Origin of the sequence: Serratia sp. BIGb0234, assembly GCF_024809915.1 — a bacterium.
Lineage (GTDB): Bacteria > Pseudomonadota > Gammaproteobacteria > Enterobacterales > Enterobacteriaceae > Serratia > Serratia liquefaciens.
The window spans coordinates 1-16,555 of sequence record NZ_JANUEI010000006.1 but is presented as its reverse complement, the minus strand read 5'-3'; the positions used below and the strand labels follow the sequence as shown (position 1 = coordinate 16,555).

The following is a 16,555-nucleotide window of genomic DNA, read 5'->3' as shown; positions in this document are numbered from 1 at the left end:
GCCAATGGAGCAACAGTGAAAGCGAATTCCGATGAATTGATTACTTTCGTGACCGTGGTGGAAAGCGGCAGTTTCAGCCGTGCGGCCGAACGGCTGGATCAGGCCAATTCGGTGGTTAGCCGCACCGTCAAAAAGCTGGAAACCAAGCTCGGAGTCACGCTGCTCAACCGCACGACGCGTCAGATCAGCCTGACGCAGGAGGGGGAAAACTATTTCCGCCAGGTGCAGAAGGTACTGAGTGATATGGCCGCGGCGGAGAATGCGCTGATGGAAAGCCGTCAGCGTCCACAGGGGCTGTTGCGCGTCGATGCTGCCACGCCAGTCGTGCTGCACGTATTAACGCCGCTAGTGGCGGAATTTAGGGGCCTGTATCCGGAAATGTCGCTGTCACTGGTGTCGTCAGAGAACTTTATTAACCTGATTGAGCGTAAGGTGGATATTGCCATCCGCGTCGGTGAGTTGACCGACTCCAGCCTGAAGGCACGCAAACTGATGACCAGCTATCGACGCGTGCTGGCCTCCCCTGCCTATTTGGCACAATATGGCATGCCACAAAAGGTAGAAGACCTGGCGCAACACTGCTGCATCGGTTTTAACGATCTGCCCAGTTTGAATCGTTGGCCACTGGCCTGCGCCGACGGTCGGCAGTTGGAAATCACCCCAGGCCTGACCACCAACAGTGGTGAAACTCAGCGTCACCTGTGCCTGCATGGCAACGGTATTGCCTGCCTGTCCGATTTTATGATTAGCGCAGACATCGAGCGCGGCGATCTGGTGCCGATCTTGGTGGAGGAGACGCTGCCGGTCGCCATGCCAATCAATGCGGTGTATTACAGCGACAGTGCCGTCAGCAACCGCCTGCGCAGCTTTATCGATTTTCTCAGCAAACATCTGGGGCAATAAAAAAGGCGCCCGTCTGGGCGCCTCTGATGTAAAGGTACGGAAAATTAATCCCAGTTCGGTGCCAGGCCTTCCGGGCTGACCAAACGGCCATTGCTTTCCAGCTTGGCAATTTCTGCCATTTCCTCACTGCTTAACGTCAACTGCTGCGCCAACAGGTTGCTCGCCAGGTTTTCACGTTTGGTCGATGATGGGATCACCGCGTAACCCAGCTGCAGCGCCCAGGCCAGAATAACCTGTGCCGGAGTGGCATTGCGGCGTGCCGCAATCGCCTTGATGGTCTCATCCTTCAGCGCCTGACCATAGGCCAGCGTCATGTAGGAAGTGATGGCAATGCCGTGCTGCTGGGCAAACTCCACCACTTTGCGGTTTTGCAGGTAGGGCGAGAGCTCAATCTGGTTTGTGGCGATCTGCTCTGCCCCAACGGCGTCAATCGCTTGCTGCATCAGATCCAGAGTGAAGTTGGAAACGCCAATTTGGCGCGTCAGGCCTAATTTTTTCGCCTCCGCCAGTTCGGCCATAAACTCGGCAACAGGAACTTCGTCGTTCGGCGAAGGCCAGTGAATCAGGGTCAGATCAACATAGCCGGTTTGCAACTTGCTCAGGCTCTCTTGCAGGCTCGGGATCAGCTTGCCTTTCGCCAAATTGGCGATCCAGATCTTGGTGGTGATAAACAGCTCTTCACGCGGTACGCCGCTGGCGGCAATCGCCTGCCCCACCGCCGCTTCGTTTTCATAGATTTGCGCCGTATCGATCGCGCGGTATCCCAGCTCGAGTGCCGTAGTGACCGAGTCGATCACCACCTGATCCTGGAGACGGAAGGTGCCTAAACCAAATGCAGGGATGCTCATAATTTTATTCTCTCATTAGGATGTTGAAGCGATATGGGAGGATTATGGCAACTGTTTTGTTGATCAAAAACGCCCTATTGTGCATAAGACTTTTGATTAGATAGCAACAATTGCCGGAGGAAAACCTCCGGCAGTGCAAGATTACGCCCAGCGGCGCAGGATCAGTGAAGTATTGATGCCGCCGAAAGCGAAGTTATTCGACTGCACAAACTCGGTATCAATCTGACGATAGCCGCCCATGATATAGTCTAGGTCGCCACAGGCGCTGTCCGGTTCGCTGAGGTTGATGGTAGGGGCGAAGCTGCCTTCGCGCATCATCTCCAACGTCATCCAGGCTTCCAACGCACCACAGGCGCCCAACGTATGGCCAAAATAACTTTTCAGCGAGGAGATCGGCGTTCGATTGCCGAAAATCGCCGCCGTTGCCTGACTTTCCGCGATATCGCCACGATCGGTCGCCGTGCCGTGGGCACTGATATAGCCGATATCACCGGTTGCCAACCCGGAAGCCCTCAGCGCCTGCTGCATGCAAATCTGCATGGTTTCCTGCTGCGGCTGAGTGATATGTGCCGCATCACAGTTGGTGGCAAAGCTGATAACCTCGCCGTAAATGGTCGCACCACGCGCCTGTGCATGTTCCAGTGACTCCAGGATCAGCGTTCCTGCCCCTTCGCCAATCACTAATCCATCTCGCTGACGGTCAAACGGCCGTGGCGAAAACTCGGGGCGATCGTTCTGCTGGCTGGTTGCAAACAGCGTATCGAACACCGCCGCTTCCGAAGGGCACAGCTCTTCGGCCCCGCCGGCCACCATCACCGTCTGATAACCGTGGCGGATACTCTCATAGGCATAACCAATCGCCTGACTGCCGGAGGTGCAGGCACTGGATGTCGGGATCACCCGGCCTCGCAGGCCGAAGAACAGGCCAGTGTTTACCGCCGCGGTATGAGGCATCATCTGCACATAGGTGGTGCCGGTAATATTGCCGGTGTGCTTCTCGGTGAGCATGGTGGCGAATTCACTGACCGGCTTGGTGCTGCCGGTCGAAGAACCGTAGGCGATACCGGTCTCACCGTTAGTCAGCACCTTCTCGCCCAGCAACCCGGCCTGTTCGAGCGCCAGTTCCGTCGCTCGAGTCGCCAACAGCGAAACACGGCCCATGGAACGAATACGCTTGCGCGTATAGTGATCAGGCAGTACGAAATTCTCGATAGGGGCACCGAGGTGGGTGTTCAACCCCTGATATTCTTCCCATTGCGTCATGTAACGCACCGCATTCTTGCCCTGCTTCAACCGGCTGGATACCTCTGCCCAGCTATTGCCGAACGCCGTAACGCCCGCCATGCCGGTGACGACCACTCGTTGCGTCATACCATTCCTCCATTAATGGAAATGACCTGCCGCGTTACATAGCCGGCGATATCCGACATCAGGTAGCTGGCCAACCCCGCCACCTCTTCCGCCGATCCCATACGCTTAAGCGGGATTGCCCGCATCGCTTCATCCAGCGCCGCCGGCTCGATGTCGATCATGCCAGTGTCAATCAAACCCGGGGCGATGCAGTTAACGGTAATTTTGCGTTTCGCCAGTTCGATAGCCAACGCCTTACAGGCACCGATCACACCTGCCTTGGCCGCACTGTAGTTTACCTGTCCACGGTTGCCCATGACGCCCGACACCGACGACAGCGCGATGATCCGCCCGCCCTTGCGCAGGCCAATCATTGGCATGACACAGGGGTGAAGCACGTTGTAGAAGCTGTCGAGATTGGTATGGATCACCCCATCCCAATCCTCCTCGCTTAACGCCGGGAAAGCGCCGTCGCGGGTGATCCCTGCATTATTCACCACGCCGTAGTAGGCGCCGTGGGTTTCAATATCCTGCTCCAACACCTCACGGCACTGCATGCGGTTGCTGATATCAAACTGCATCAATCGCCCTTGCCCGCCGGCACTGACAATTTGCTGCAAGGTGTGTTCTGCCCCGGTCTTATCGCTGTGGTAGTGGACTACAATCAAAAAGCCATCCGCAGCCAGGCGGCAGGCTATGGCCTGACCGATCCCTTTACTGGCGCCGGTGACTAAAACGGAACGCATCATGCGTCTCCCCTTAAGGTCGTCAATTGAATAATTTCTTGTTGATCAGGTTGATAGGTGTTCAACCTGCCCTGTGCGATCGGCACATTATCGATACTGATTTCACACTCAAAACTGGCTAATTTCTCGTCTTTCAACAACTGCTGCACGCTAACCACCAGCTCGCTGCCGGCAGGAAAAGCGGACAATTCGCAGTGAATGGCCCGCCCGCCGAGCAGCATACCCAACTGCGGCGGCTTGGCACTCTGGCGACCGTGCCAGCCACTCCAAACCCCAATCGCCTGCGCCATCAGCTCAATGCCGTACCAACCAGGAAGTGCCCCCTGCTCGTCGAGAAACGGCGCCAGCACGCTATTCGCACTGACGTTGACCGCGCAGCGTGCATGCTCTTCACCCACTTCCAGCACCCGTTCCAGCAGCACCATCGGTGAGGCATGAGGTAAGTAATATTCTGCAGTCCGGAAAGCGTTCATGGAGCATCTCCCAATAACAGGCAGGCATTGTTGCCGCCGAAGGCAAATGAATTGGAGAGGATAGCGCGCGCTCCCAACGTCTGGGGCTCACACACCAGACCGATCGGCGCCAGTTCGGCATCGCGGGGAACTGTACTGAAATCTTGCTGCGGCAGCGGCAATGACTGGGTCAACAACAGCCAGCTCAGCGCTGCCTCCACCGCTCCAGCCGCCCCCAGCGTATGGCCGGTAAGATGCTTGGTTGAACTGCACGGCGTTTGTTCGCCAAACAGGCGATTTACCACCAGGGCTTCAACCTGATCGTTAAGCCGCGTGGCCGTGCCGTGCAAATTAATATAACCAACTTGGTCGGTACTCAAACCGGCCTGCTGCAATGCCATGGTCATTGCACGCTCGGCGCCTTCACCGGCTGGATGCGGTGCCGACATGTGCCAGGCATCCGAAGATTCGCCAACGCCCAACAACGCCACCGGCGCAGGTTCCCGCGTCAACAGCATTAACGCCGCCGCCTCACCGATATTAATCCCGCTGCGTCCTGTTGCAAAAGGCGTGCAGCGCTCCGCGGACAGTGACTCCAGGCTGTGGAAACCGTTAATCGGCATTTGGCACAGGCTGTCTGCCCCGCCTACAATCGCCGCGTCCACTAACCCGGCTGCAATCAGACGTTTACCGCTGATGATGGCCCGCGCGCTTGAGGAACAGGCCGTCGACAGGGTATAGGCCGGACCACGGGTCGAGAGAAAAGCGCTGAGAAACTGGCTCGGATCGCCCAGCTCCTGCTGGTGATAATGGTAACCCGGTGGCCATTGCCCCGCTTGATACTGGTGAAGCGCCAGTTCGCCTTCGTGAATGCCGGAAGTGCTGGTGCCCATAATCACCGCGACACGATCGGCGCCGTAACGGGCAATGGCCTCGCGTACCGGCGTCTCGATCTGCGCCAAAGCGGCCAACAGCAGGCGATTATTGCGAGAATTATGCCGCTTGAGCGACTCGGGGATCACCGGTAAATCCCCCTGTACGTTGCCAAACCAGGATGGCGCGCCGCCCGTCAGCCACTGCGTCTGCTGCTGCATGCCGGGCGAAATACCGCGCGCCAGGTTTTGCGCGATCTGCGGCAGATCGTTGCCCAGCGCATTCACCATCCCTACGGCGGAGAAATAGATCATTATTCGTTCCCCAGCGTTTGAATGATGATGCGGTAATGGAAAGCGGATTGCGCGATCGACACCGGTTCTCGCCTTCCGTCCATCTGCTGGTAACGGATTTCATTGATCACCGCCCCATGCTCGTCATACAAGCGACGTACCAGCGCCTGGTCTTCCAGTCGCCACCCTGCTGGCAGCAAGGGTTGCCAGTCCTTCACCGGCCAGTAGCTCAACATGATATCCGCCAGCACCTGGCTGGCTGGCGGCAGTTCCCCCACCTTGATCAATTGTTCGGTGTGGATCCCCTGACGATCGTAGGTCAGGTTAAACAGACGGATACCGAGCGGCGACATGCCCACCAGTTGCAAACGCTGGCCGTCGGCATTGAGTAGCACCAGCATCGAGTGCTGTTGCCCTTTGACTTCGGCGGTCAGCAACTGTTGCTGATTAATCGGCTGAGCCCGCGCAGGAGGTGGTAAGGTCACCTGCGTACCGGGTTTTAGCCACGCCTGCGGCAGCGTCGGATCCTGCGAACCAGCGCAGCCGGCCAGCACGACAATCCACATTAACAGCACCATTCGTAAGCCGCGCATCAGGCTTTCCCTCTTTTTCTTTTCGATACTAACGTCAGCGGTGCCAATAAAAATGCCACGGCAATTCCGCTGCTCAATACGATACCAAAACTACTGATGGCCTGAGTGTGGCTCAGTACCAGCATGCCGAACGTCAGTTGGGTGGTGAATACCGCCATAAAAATGGCGAACATCGAGGTGGTCGGCGTGCCCCGGGGATTGGTAAAGAACAACGTATAGTTGATGCCGATCCCCAAAACCAGCACCAGCGCCAACAGTGAAAACAGATTTAGCGTATGGCCACTCAGTGCCAATACCGCAATACCGCTACCCAGTGACAATAGCGTCGGCACCATGCAGCGCAAGCCATGACGCAGACCAAAACGCCACAGGTAAATCAGCGCAATCGCTGCAACTGACAATGCCAACAGATAAGAAAGATACAGGCGATATTGACCAAACAGGTCACTGAACTCGGTTTTCCTATCGATCCAACCGGTGCCGGGAACCTGCTCCGCCAGTGTCTTCATCATCGCACTGTTCTTCACGCCGTTAACGGGCACTAGCGCCGCACTGCGCCCATCGGGCAACGTCAGCCACAGCAGACGCCAACCCTCGCTAACCACGCTGCCCAGCCACTGCTGCGGGCTCACCCATTCAGGCGTTAAATCTGGTGTACTCAGTACCAACTCTGCCTGCTGCAGGTTGTTCATCACCTGCGGCGCCACGCGCTGCAATAAAGCGATGTTTTCTTGCTGGCGTTGGAGAGAAGGCAGAGGCAACAGACGATAATCCGCCAGCACGCCTTGCCGTTTGGCCTCAGCCAGTTTGGGTTGCAACAACTCGATACGTTGCAACAGCTGCTCGGCATTGGCGCCGTAGACCACCAGCCACTTCTGATCGTTATGTTGGCCCGTCAGTACGGCGATACGCTGCTCCTGCTGCTGTAACGCCACAGGTAATGCCTGCAGTTGGCCAATGTCGTCATCTACCTTCAACTGGCTGAACCCCGCGACCACCAGCAACAGCACCGCGCCGGGCAACCCATAACGCAACAGCGGCCGATGGCGCCAGGCATGCAGCCAATTCAGGATCAGCGTTAACCCCGGCGCTGGGCGTACCGGCAACCGTCGCGACAATTGCGGGTACCAACAAATAACGGTAATGCAGGCGGCGCTCAATCCGGCAGCGGCAAATACCGCCAACTGCTGCAAACCGGGGAACGGCGCAATCAACAGCGCCAGGTAGGCCACTACGGTGGTCAGCAACGCCATCGACAATGCCGGCAACAGCTTTTGCAAACTGGCTAATGGCGTCGACTGCCGACCATGCACCATTCGCTCGGTCAGGAAATAGAGCGTGTAGTCAGCCGAAATGCCGACGATGCTGATGCTCAGCACCAGCGTCATCAAATGTATTTCGCCAAAGGCCAGCAGCGTAGCGACGGTGCCGGCCAGAGCGCCAATACCCACCGACAGCGCGCACAACAACAGCGGCAAAGGTGAGCGGAACATAAACAACACCAATAAAAACACGCCCGCCACCGACGCCAGGCCAATCGTGGAAATATCCTTTTCGGCCTGTTGGCTGGCGTAGTTGCTGTAAAACAACGTGCCGCGGCTGAGCACTTCGGTTCCCGGCCAGCGCTGCTGCAGCTGTTGCTGCAACGCTGTCAGTTTATCTACCGTTAGCCGGGCACTGCTGATGTCATAAGATGATGCGCTAAGCTCGGCGTGCAACAAATACCAACTGCGCCCCTGTACATCACGCGCCACCAGCCACCCCTTGGACAGGCTCAGCAAGCCGCCGTTCTGTTGCTGCGCCAACTGTGAGGCACGTACCAGCATCAACGGATCGTTCGCCAGCTCTTTGCCGCTGACGCCGGCGAAAGCAGAATAGAGTTGGCCGAGGATCCACTGGCTCTGCGCGTCTGCCCCCTGCTGCAAACGTTGCCGAGTGGCATCATCCAGCAGCACATTGCGATGCTGGTAGAAAAAACGCCCCCACTGCTGCTGACGTTGTGCATCCATAGGCCCGCCAACCCGCTGCAGCTCGGGCATCTGACGTAGCTGCTGCCACCACCAATCCACTGCGGCGTTATCCGCCCCTGGCGGCGGGCTGACTAGCCACATCAGTTGACGATCCAGGCGGCGGCTGAAGCCGTCGGCCAATTCATCCGGCACGCCAACCAGTTGCTGTTTCGGCAATAACGCCAGGACGCTGCTGTTGATTTGACTGCGCGGCAACAGCCAGCACAAGGCCGCAATCAGCAGCAGGCAAATCGCCAGCCAGCCAAATGCCAGCCGCCGATGCAGTTCAGGACGCAAAACGCTGTTGCTCCTCGTCAGTCAGCGCCTGCGGCACCGTACGTTGATTAAAGAAGCGAATATGGGTGGCGTCACTTTGCATATCATCGATATCAATAGTTTCCAGGTACTGTTCGCCGTTGAGGGTGATGCGCTTGAACAGTTTGTCGAGCGGTGTGGTTTTCGGCGTCAGCACCAGCCGCCAGTGGTTATGCCCCAAATCGGTGAACTGCAGAGCAAAGTTTTGTTCCAGCGCCTGGCTGTCGGCATGAAACAGCGCAGTCAGCAGGTGATTGAACTGGAACATCTGCGGGTTGTTGTCCGCCGTTATCACCTGCGGCGGCTGGCCCGCCAGGGTTTGCACCATGCGTTTATCATCCAGCAGCAGGGTCAGCGGGAAAGGCTTCTGTTGCGCCCACCACAATCCTTTCTGCTGGGAAATCAACAGCTCACCGCTGGACTTTAACGGTTTTGCCATGCCGCTGATACTGCGCTGCTGCTCAAATTCGGCGCGCAGCACCGGCTGTTGGCTAAACCGCTGCTGCAGCTCCGGCAGCGTTACCGCCTGCACGCCCAGACTGAAGAAAGTCACAACAGCCAGCATCCAAAACTTCATTGTGCCCCCTCGATGTTATCCAACAGTACTTGCGGGGAGACAAAGCACATTTCTTTGCTGTCGGCGTCCACCGCGACCTGAATAGTATGGCCGCGGGTGGTGGTTATTCCGCTCTCTGCATCCAGAATGCGGTAGCCGATGCGCAGGCGGTTTTCATACTCTTCCAGCTCTGCACAGACGATGATGCGCTGCTCAAACAGGACAGGCGCAATATATTTCACCCGCGTATCTACGATCGGCCAGACATAGCCCGACGCCTGCATCTGCCGGTATCCGTAATTGAACTGTTTGAGCAAGGCTTCGCGGGCGATCTCGAAATAACGGAAGTAGTTCCCGTGCCACACCACGCCCATGGCATCGGTATCATGGAAAGGGATGGTGATTTCAACCCTGACGGAGAATCGCGGATTGTCTTTAAGCTTCATGTCTCAGGCCCCTGTTGCGTTGGCGACGGTGCCGCCAACTGCCAGAAATCGAAAAAATTAAACCAGTCGAGCGGCGCCAGCAGGCAATAATGCTCCAGCCGGGCGGCATAGCGGTCCACCGCATCCTGCAACGCCTGTTGGCGCTGCTGCCGGGGTAATGACAGCGGATCGGCAAACGGTTCGAAATAAACGTTCAGACGCCCCTGCTGTTTGAGACCGAACATCAGGTATACCGGACAACGCAGCGCAGCGGCCAGAACAAAAGGCCCCTGAGGGAAAGGTGCCGATTGACCGAGAAAGCGGCTCCACACCACCCTCGGTTGCTCACCGCGCTGATGTTTTCCGGCCGAGGTGCGATCGCCAACGATAGCCACCCACTCGCCAGCGTCGAGTTTGTCCTGCAGACGCATGGCGGTTTCAGGCCCCAATGAAGTCACCGGTATCAGGTTAAGGTTGGCACGAGGGTTGACCTCTTTCATCACCTGATTGAAGCGCTCGGCATGCTCGGTAAACACCAGAGCATTCACCTTGACGCCAGAATTCAACTCACCCAACGCGCGGCAAGACTCGATATCCCCCAAGTGCGAGGCCAGGATCAGCGTACCTCTGCCGGAAGCGATCTGCCGTTCACAGGCTGCGGGATCTACCAGCCGAACGTCACGAAGTTCACCACGCCAGCTCGCCAGCTTGTCGAGCATCGCATCGCCAAAACGCATAAAGTGCCGAAAGCTGTTGAGCGGCGTGGGTAATGGTTGCTGTCGATTGTGGGCAAACTGCTGCAGACGTTGCAGATAATCACGCGAAGCTTCACGTTGGGCACGCCCGGTCAGCCAAAAGTAGCCGATCACCGGGTACAGCAGCCATTGAAATGCCCGGCGGCCAAACATCCGGTAGACCTGCAGCATAAGTCGGATCCCCCACAGGCCATGACGCTCCTGAGTTGCTGACCAATGCTGCGCTTTCTTCGCCCGTTGGCGTTGACGCAGTAAACGCGGAATCCGCGGCAACATGCCGAAAAACAACCGGGTGTGCATCCAGGAAATACGCAAGTTATCGCGCAGCGCATCGAAATGCGAAACGCCATCGACCGGGTAAGTAACCCGCGTCGGCAAGAAACGGCTTTGCACCCCCTGCCAATACAGCCGGACCATCACTTCGGTATCGAAATCCATGCGTTTGCCAAGCGGTTGGCGCGCCGTCAACGCCAGCGTCGGCGCTACCGGGTAAACGCGGAAACCGCACATGCTGTCCTTTAATGACAGCGACAGGGTTTCGATCCACACCCAGACGTGGGTGACGTAACGCCCATACAGGCGCGCTTTGGGTACCGAGCTGTCATAGACTGGCCGGCCGGAAATCAGACAGTCCGGATGAGCGCGCGCTTCGGCAATCATGGCCGGTATATCACTCAGTTGATGCTGACCGTCGGCATCCACCTGCAAAGCATGGCTGTAGCCCTGTCGCTGAGCCAATTGCAGACCGGCGATGACCGCTGCGCCCTTCCCCTGGTTTTTTTCCAACCGCAACAGGCTAACCCAGGGCAGTTCGGCGGCCAGCCGCTGTAGCGTTTCGGCGGTGGCAGCAGCGCTGCCGTCGTCCACCACCAGGCAAGGCAGGCCATAATCCGCCAACGATGTCAGTACCGCGGCCATCATCTGCCCGTGATTAAAACAAGGGATAAGAAGACAGGGGGAAAAAGGGGCGCTTACTGACATAACGAGATCTTGCCGCTGCTGGCGATCGCCTCACCGACGCGATAGCTGAACAACAGCTTGTGCCGTTCCGGTTGCCATTCGAGTTGCAGCAACACCCTCTGCCCCGGCAGTAACGGTTGTTGAAACTTGACCACCTCGATCCCTTTGAATCCGGCCTCGATAGCCAGCAGCTGACGGGCATACTGCATGACCCAGTTCAGTTGCGTGACCCCCGGCAGGATCGGATGCTGCGGAAAGTGGCCGCGAAACCAAAACAGTTCAGCGGGCAAATGCAGCTGCAGGCTGGCATGGGTGGCATCGCTCACCTGCTGTTGCAGCACCTCAGGTTGCATCATAAGAACAGCTCCTGTAGCTCAGCATAGGCGCGCTTGCCCTGCGGATTAAGCGGAATGGCATCGATAATGCGCCAACTGCGCGGCAGAGCCACCGGCTCCAGCCAGCCTCGCAGCGCCTGGTGCAGTTCACGGGTAAAAGCCCCTTCGGACAAGCTTTGTCGGCGGAGCTCGCCGTACGGAGATAGCACGACAACGGCCACCAGCAGCGTGCGCCCTCTTTGCTGCTGCGTTAGCACGGCAGCATCGGCAACCTCCGGCAAGGCCACCAGGCGACGTTCCACCTCGGTTAACGACAACCGTTTCTCTTCCAGCTTGATAATGCGGTCGGCGCGGCCATTTAACTGGAATTGTCGACCATCCGGCGCCAGTTCGATAATGTCGCTCAGCAACGTTTTACCCGTGTCAGGTATCAGGGGTGACATAACCTCAATCCGATTGTCTGAATCCACCTTTAACCTGACGCAAGCAAACGGCTGCCACAGGGCAATGTCCCGATTTTGCCTGCGCCAGGCCAGTGAACCGGTTTCCGTGGTACCGTAGATTTCCAGTGGCAATACCCCCAGCATTTGCCGGGCAAGCTGTGCTTCCACCTCGGATAACGGGCCGCCGGCGGAAAAAACCTCCACGCACTCGGCGAGCGTCAAACGATTATCCAAACGCTTGAGCCATGCCGGGCTGCTGACAAACACCAAACGCCGGCCCTGATGTCGGGCAATCAACTGCTCTTGGTATTGCGTCAACTGCGCATCAAACGGCAGCCCTAAAGCCAGCGGCAGAAACAGCCGGAAGCTCAGGCCATACATATGCTGATGGGATACCGATGCGACGACGCAGCATCCTCGCAAGACGTCACCAAAAGCGGCAGCCAACAGTTCGCTTTCACGGTCCATGCAGGCGACGGATTTGCACACAGCCTGCGGTTGGCCGGTCGAGCCGGAAGTGTAAAGAATAAAACGAGGATCCTGAGGCCAGGCGGGTAGCGCGATATCCTCACAACCGCCCTCGCGCACTGCCAAAACGGGCACGCCAGGATCGAGAGGCAAATCGGTCAGTAGCGCATCGTAATCCGCTCGTTGCTCTTTGAGGATAGCTTCTCGCTGGTGACCAAAAATCACCGGCAGCCTGCCGGCATACAACGACGCCAGCAAGGCGACGGCAAAGCGATAGCTATCATCAAAGCACAGCGCCCAGCGGTGCTCTTCCCTACTCGCCAGTATCGCGGCCAATGCGGCAACATCACGGCGAAATTGGCCGAGACAGAATAGCTGATCGCCACGCCAGGCGATCGGCACCGAATCATCGCGTTGCGTGCTGAGCCAGCGGTTCATTGGCAAACTCAGGCGTGCCGGATCCTTTTCCTGACTATCCATTCAATACCCATTAATGCCCCCATCAGCAGATAGCTGATGCCGCCGTTATACAGCGTCCAGAGTGTGATATCACCGGACAGACAGGTTGTCAGCGCTATCGCACCGTTAACAATAAAGAACCCGCACCACACCTGAGTCACCCGGCGAGTATAAGCAATGCCGGCAGCGTCCAACTGCGGTTCCGTTATACGGGCCAATCGCTCCACCACCGTAGGCGGGGCAAACAGCGAGTAGGCAAACAGCAGCAGCAGTATTGCGTTGACCAGCACCGGGTAGTACAGCAACCAGTGGCTCTGCTTTAACGCCCAACTGGCGAGCGCCAGCAAGATGCCCACTAGGGCCAAGGCTTTTCCCAGCCACATTTGTTGGCGCAGTTTCCCGCGCAACATCAGCAGGCGCAAGCTAAAGACCCCCACCAATAACGGTGCCAGGAGAGCGGTTCCCCAATGCGTCAGGCCGACCCAAACCGTCAGCGGATACAGCAACAGCACCAGCCATACTGCGCCCTGCAGCAACCGCAACATCGGGGTCAGCCAACGACTCTCCACCTTAGCCCGCAGCCTTAGCTTTCTGACTTCAGCAGTTCATCAATGGCGTCAACCACGTCCTGTACGGTTCGCACTGACTTGAACATTTCCGGTTTGATCTTTTTGCCGGTCGTTTTCTGCAGGTGCACCACCAGATCCACCGCATCGATGCTGTCTAGCTCCAGCTCTTCGTACAAACGGGACTCTGGCTTGATGTCATCGGCGTCCAGCTCGAACAGCTTGACCAGAAGCGACTGAATTTGCAGGTAAATTTCTTGCTTATCCATGAAAACCCCTTATTGGCTACGCTGTGCAGAAACAAACTTCGCCAGCGTTTCCACGGAATAAAAGTGTTGGCGCATATCCTGGCTTTCAGCCGACAGCACCACGCCGTAACGGTTTTTTAAAGCCAGCCCCAGTTCCAATGCATCAATGGAGTCCAGACCCAGTCCATCACCAAACAGCGGCGCTTCGGCGTCAATCTCCTCCGGTGTCATACCTTCAAGATTGAGCGTATCAATGATCAATTGCTTGATTTCGGTGCTCAATAAATTCATTACGCTATTTCTCATTATTTATAGGTTCTGACTGTAAAGCGTCAGTTAAATGCTGGGTTAATCTTCTTGCCGCAAGGGCGGGCGAAACATCATTTGCATGAATGAATGCGCGGGTGTCGATCTTATCCTGAACGGTGATCCGGAATTGCGGTTTTACCGCCGGGATCTTATACCATTTGCCTTGCTTCGTCAGCATGGGGGGGTGGCAGTGGATATGCACAATGCGGATGCTACATTGACCGCGCAGCGCAATATTGGCCGCTCCTCGCTGCAGTGCCAGAGCCTTGCCTGGTGTGGTGCGGGTGCCTTCCGGGAAGATTAAGATTGTCCCCCCGGCAGCCAGCCTTTGTCCGCACTGTTCCAACAATATATCCGACTGCGCATTGGCCAGATATCCGGCGGCCTTGATCACTCCGCTGACAAACACATTGCTCAGCAAAGCCTCTTTCACTATGCAGTCGCAACGTGGCATTTGCGAAGCCAATAACACGTAATCCAACAGGCTGGGATGATTGGCGATCACCAAACAACCGCGATCTTCGCGAAAGCGCTCCGCATTGTCGAAATGGTAGTCCAGTACGCCGAAAAACCTCGTGGTAGCCAGGAAGAAACGGAAACTGTGGCGGATAGAACTTTGCGTCAGTTGGTTGCGACGAGCAGGATCACGCACTGCAAGACGCATAAGATTAAACCAAACACCGGACAATAACAGACCGCCCAGGCCAAACAACGAGAAACAAAAACCCGTAGCTATCACCCGCCAACAACGGTTAAACCATGAGGATTGTTCCGGCGTATTTTCTGCAGGCATCGCCTTTTCCATCAGCGTCCCCACACCCAGTCATGCCGTTGGCCGGGGACCGTGAATGCATCATCAGCGCCAAGCCAACCGCGCAAAAATGCCATACTCTGTGGTTCCCGACGGCTAGCCTCAACCTGCGCCGATTCAGCAACCTTGCAGTGTAACGAGCCACCGTTTTCCAGCAACAGGGCGACGGCATAAGGGAATGTATTTTCTGGCGCGAAAGGCCGGTAGACATCCGGTACGGTACCGTCGAAATCAATTAATAACACCCGCTGCGCACTGCCCGTAGCTAACAAGGCCTGAGCCTCTATCATGCCCTGCTGAAAACTGTCCTCGCCAGCAGCCAACGAGGTGGTTGGCAAGGTATTCTTCGCTATAATCGTTAACCATCCCGCCGCCGTGTTATGCACCGACATGGCAAAATCCGTTGGCGATAGCGGTTGTTCCTGATGCAGATGTTGAAGAATCTTGTGCGTCCGCTCCAGCTCACCATGCCGACTGGTGAAGATCGCCATATCTGCCCGATAGTCCTTCAATAAGATCAGCCCGCTTTCTACTGCCAAACGCGTTCCGGCGCTCATTCGGCGCAGCGACATCATGGGGATATGAGAACAGGCAGGCAACGAGCCCTGATAATCGGAGGCAAGAAAGTCATCTGATGACCATTGACGCCATGCTTCACGCGTTCCACGATCGGGAGCCATTGCCCACCAACTGAGTATATTCATGTCGCCCGCCATTAATGGTATTACCGGTCAGAAAAGTTCCGTGGCTAAATCTATTATATTTAATCCTGGATTGCATTCCCAAAATTCCTATTTTTAGTTGAAATGCGCGATTAACCGATTAGAGTTATTTATCGACATAACGCCATGAGACTTGAGCGCAGAGGGAATTATCACAATGAAAAGCCGCAATATTTGTCGAAAATCTCCCGGAGGAGTATCTTATTGAGGGTAAGCATACATAACATCTCATGTATGAATATTACACATCTTAATAACGAACACTCATGGAAAAGAGTATGAAACCTTTAAAACTCATTTTAACTGGTGTATTCGCAGCGATTCTGGTCAGCGGCTGTGCAGGCACTGCGCCAGTAAAAAACGTCAGTCAAAACGTTGCAGGTAGCCACAGTAATGTGCAGGTGCGTCAGGCCATTCTCGCCGCAGGGCTTAACCGTGGTTGGATCATGAACCCAGTCAGTGACGGTGTGATCGATGGCAAGATCTTACTGCGTGGCCATAGCGCCGATATTCGTATAAATTACAATTCGAATAGTTATCAGATTAAGTATATTGCCAGCAGTAATATGGATGCCAAAGGCGGAAATATTCACCCGAATTATAACCGCTGGGTCGCCAACCTGGATAAAGATATTCAACTGGAACTGGCCCGTCAGAATATCAAATAACGATAAAGAAAAAGACTACCCGGCGAGAATAACATTGCCGGGTATATTATTCTTTATATTGGTGCACAATTCAGATAATGATTTATAAAAGCAGATTTTCACCGCATAAATCACGTAGTGATTTGGATTTTCTTGAATTTTGCATATGAAAAAGCCCTGAGTCATAGACTCAGGGCTTATCAAATAAGTGGCGGAACGGACGGGGCTCGAACCCGCGACCCCCTGCGTGACAGGCAGGTATTCTAACCAACTGAACTACCGCTCCACCGATTCTTTTACGTCACATCTTTCGATGTGGGCAAAACCGCGCTTGGCGATCCTGCTCATTACCAGTTGTCAGGCTGATAACGTTTATTTGATGCCTGGCAGTGTCCTACTCTCGCATGGGGAGACCCCACACTACCATCGGCGCTACGGCGTTTCACTTCTGAGTTCGGCATGGGGTCAG

At 56.0% G+C, this 16,555-nt stretch carries 19 protein-coding genes, 1 tRNA gene and 1 rRNA gene; 2 read left to right on the top strand and 19 right to left on the bottom strand.

What is annotated here, in order from left to right:
- Positions 1–15: 15 nt before the first annotated feature.
- A complete protein-coding gene (gene yafC / locus M2407_RS19830; protein ID WP_046374452.1) occupies positions 16–903 on the top strand; it encodes a DNA-binding transcriptional regulator YafC in 888 nt (295 codons plus the stop codon).
- 44 nt (positions 904–947) lie between these two features.
- Here yafC and dkgB read toward each other — a convergent pair whose 3' ends face one another.
- From dkgB to M2407_RS19745, 17 genes are all read right to left on the bottom strand, one after another.
- Positions 948–1,751 (bottom strand): 2,5-didehydrogluconate reductase DkgB, encoded by an 804-nt coding sequence (gene dkgB / locus M2407_RS19825; RefSeq protein WP_020825319.1) that lies wholly within the window; start codon positions 1,749–1,751, stop codon positions 948–950.
- A gap of 141 nt (positions 1,752–1,892) precedes the next feature.
- A complete protein-coding gene (locus M2407_RS19820; RefSeq protein ID WP_115060017.1) occupies positions 1,893–3,122 on the bottom strand; it encodes a beta-ketoacyl-ACP synthase in 1,230 nt (409 codons plus the stop codon).
- A complete protein-coding gene (locus tag M2407_RS19815; RefSeq protein ID WP_115060019.1) occupies positions 3,119–3,850 on the bottom strand; it encodes a 3-ketoacyl-ACP reductase FabG2 in 732 nt (243 codons plus the stop codon). Before M2407_RS19815 ends, M2407_RS19820 begins: the two co-directional genes overlap by 4 nt.
- Positions 3,847–4,320, bottom strand: coding sequence for a hotdog family protein (locus M2407_RS19810; RefSeq protein ID WP_115060021.1), 474 nt, complete (start codon positions 4,318–4,320; stop codon positions 3,847–3,849). Before M2407_RS19810 ends, M2407_RS19815 begins: the two co-directional genes overlap by 4 nt.
- Complete coding sequence (locus M2407_RS19805) at positions 4,317–5,486, bottom strand: beta-ketoacyl-[acyl-carrier-protein] synthase family protein (RefSeq protein WP_128864354.1); 1,170 nt, start codon at positions 5,484–5,486, stop codon at positions 4,317–4,319. Before M2407_RS19805 ends, M2407_RS19810 begins: the two co-directional genes overlap by 4 nt.
- Entirely contained in the window at positions 5,486–6,058 is a 573-nt protein-coding gene (locus M2407_RS19800; RefSeq protein WP_128864353.1) for a DUF3261 domain-containing protein, read from the bottom strand. Before M2407_RS19800 ends, M2407_RS19805 begins: the two co-directional genes overlap by 1 nt.
- Positions 6,058–8,364 carry an MMPL family transporter gene (locus M2407_RS19795; RefSeq protein ID WP_259219009.1) on the bottom strand — a complete coding sequence of 769 codons (2,307 nt, stop codon included), beginning with the start codon at positions 8,362–8,364 and terminating at the stop codon, positions 6,058–6,060. The genes M2407_RS19800 and M2407_RS19795 overlap by 1 nt, the downstream gene beginning before the upstream one ends.
- Positions 8,354–8,959, bottom strand: a complete 606-nt coding sequence (locus tag M2407_RS19790; protein WP_122077335.1) for an outer membrane lipoprotein carrier protein LolA — start codon at positions 8,957–8,959, stop codon at positions 8,354–8,356. The genes M2407_RS19795 and M2407_RS19790 overlap by 11 nt, the downstream gene beginning before the upstream one ends.
- Entirely contained in the window at positions 8,956–9,384 is a 429-nt protein-coding gene (locus M2407_RS19785; RefSeq protein WP_046374459.1) for a thioesterase family protein, read from the bottom strand. Before M2407_RS19785 ends, M2407_RS19790 begins: the two co-directional genes overlap by 4 nt.
- Positions 9,381–11,099: a glycosyltransferase gene (locus M2407_RS19780; protein WP_259219008.1), complete on the bottom strand. Its 1,719-nt coding sequence runs from the start codon at positions 11,097–11,099 to the stop codon at positions 9,381–9,383. The genes M2407_RS19785 and M2407_RS19780 overlap by 4 nt, the downstream gene beginning before the upstream one ends.
- Positions 11,090–11,434: a 3-hydroxyacyl-ACP dehydratase FabZ family protein gene (locus M2407_RS19775; protein ID WP_020825309.1), complete on the bottom strand. Its 345-nt coding sequence runs from the start codon at positions 11,432–11,434 to the stop codon at positions 11,090–11,092. The genes M2407_RS19780 and M2407_RS19775 overlap by 10 nt, the downstream gene beginning before the upstream one ends.
- Positions 11,431–12,804: an AMP-binding protein gene (locus tag M2407_RS19770; protein WP_128864350.1), complete on the bottom strand. Its 1,374-nt coding sequence runs from the start codon at positions 12,802–12,804 to the stop codon at positions 11,431–11,433. The genes M2407_RS19775 and M2407_RS19770 overlap by 4 nt, the downstream gene beginning before the upstream one ends.
- Positions 12,771–13,328 carry a hypothetical protein gene (locus M2407_RS19765; protein WP_128864471.1) on the bottom strand — a complete coding sequence of 186 codons (558 nt, stop codon included), beginning with the start codon at positions 13,326–13,328 and terminating at the stop codon, positions 12,771–12,773. Before M2407_RS19765 ends, M2407_RS19770 begins: the two co-directional genes overlap by 34 nt.
- A 38-nt stretch (positions 13,329–13,366) precedes the next feature.
- Positions 13,367–13,618 carry an acyl carrier protein gene (locus M2407_RS19760; protein WP_128864349.1) on the bottom strand — a complete coding sequence of 84 codons (252 nt, stop codon included), beginning with the start codon at positions 13,616–13,618 and terminating at the stop codon, positions 13,367–13,369.
- Positions 13,619–13,627: 9 nt separating this feature from the next.
- A complete protein-coding gene (locus M2407_RS19755) occupies positions 13,628–13,888 on the bottom strand; it encodes a phosphopantetheine-binding protein (RefSeq protein ID WP_044548404.1) in 261 nt (86 codons plus the stop codon).
- Between the two features lie 4 nt (positions 13,889–13,892).
- Entirely contained in the window at positions 13,893–14,711 is an 819-nt protein-coding gene (locus M2407_RS19750) for a 1-acyl-sn-glycerol-3-phosphate acyltransferase (protein ID WP_128864348.1), read from the bottom strand.
- Entirely contained in the window at positions 14,711–15,433 is a 723-nt protein-coding gene (locus M2407_RS19745; protein ID WP_122077312.1) for a beta-ketoacyl synthase chain length factor, read from the bottom strand. The genes M2407_RS19750 and M2407_RS19745 overlap by 1 nt, the downstream gene beginning before the upstream one ends.
- Positions 15,434–15,717: 284 nt before the next feature.
- On the opposite strand from M2407_RS19745, the gene M2407_RS19740 reads away from it, so the two are divergent.
- Positions 15,718–16,107 carry a hypothetical protein gene (locus tag M2407_RS19740; RefSeq protein ID WP_128864347.1) on the top strand — a complete coding sequence of 130 codons (390 nt, stop codon included), beginning with the start codon at positions 15,718–15,720 and terminating at the stop codon, positions 16,105–16,107.
- A 188-nt stretch (positions 16,108–16,295) separates the two neighbouring features.
- Here the strand turns inward: M2407_RS19740 and M2407_RS19735 are convergent.
- Together M2407_RS19735 and rrf are read right to left on the bottom strand one after the other, a co-directional pair.
- A tRNA-Asp gene (locus tag M2407_RS19735) sits at positions 16,296–16,372 on the bottom strand.
- 95 nt (positions 16,373–16,467) lie between these two features.
- Positions 16,468–16,555, bottom strand: a 5S ribosomal RNA gene (gene rrf, locus M2407_RS19730); the annotation flags it as partial.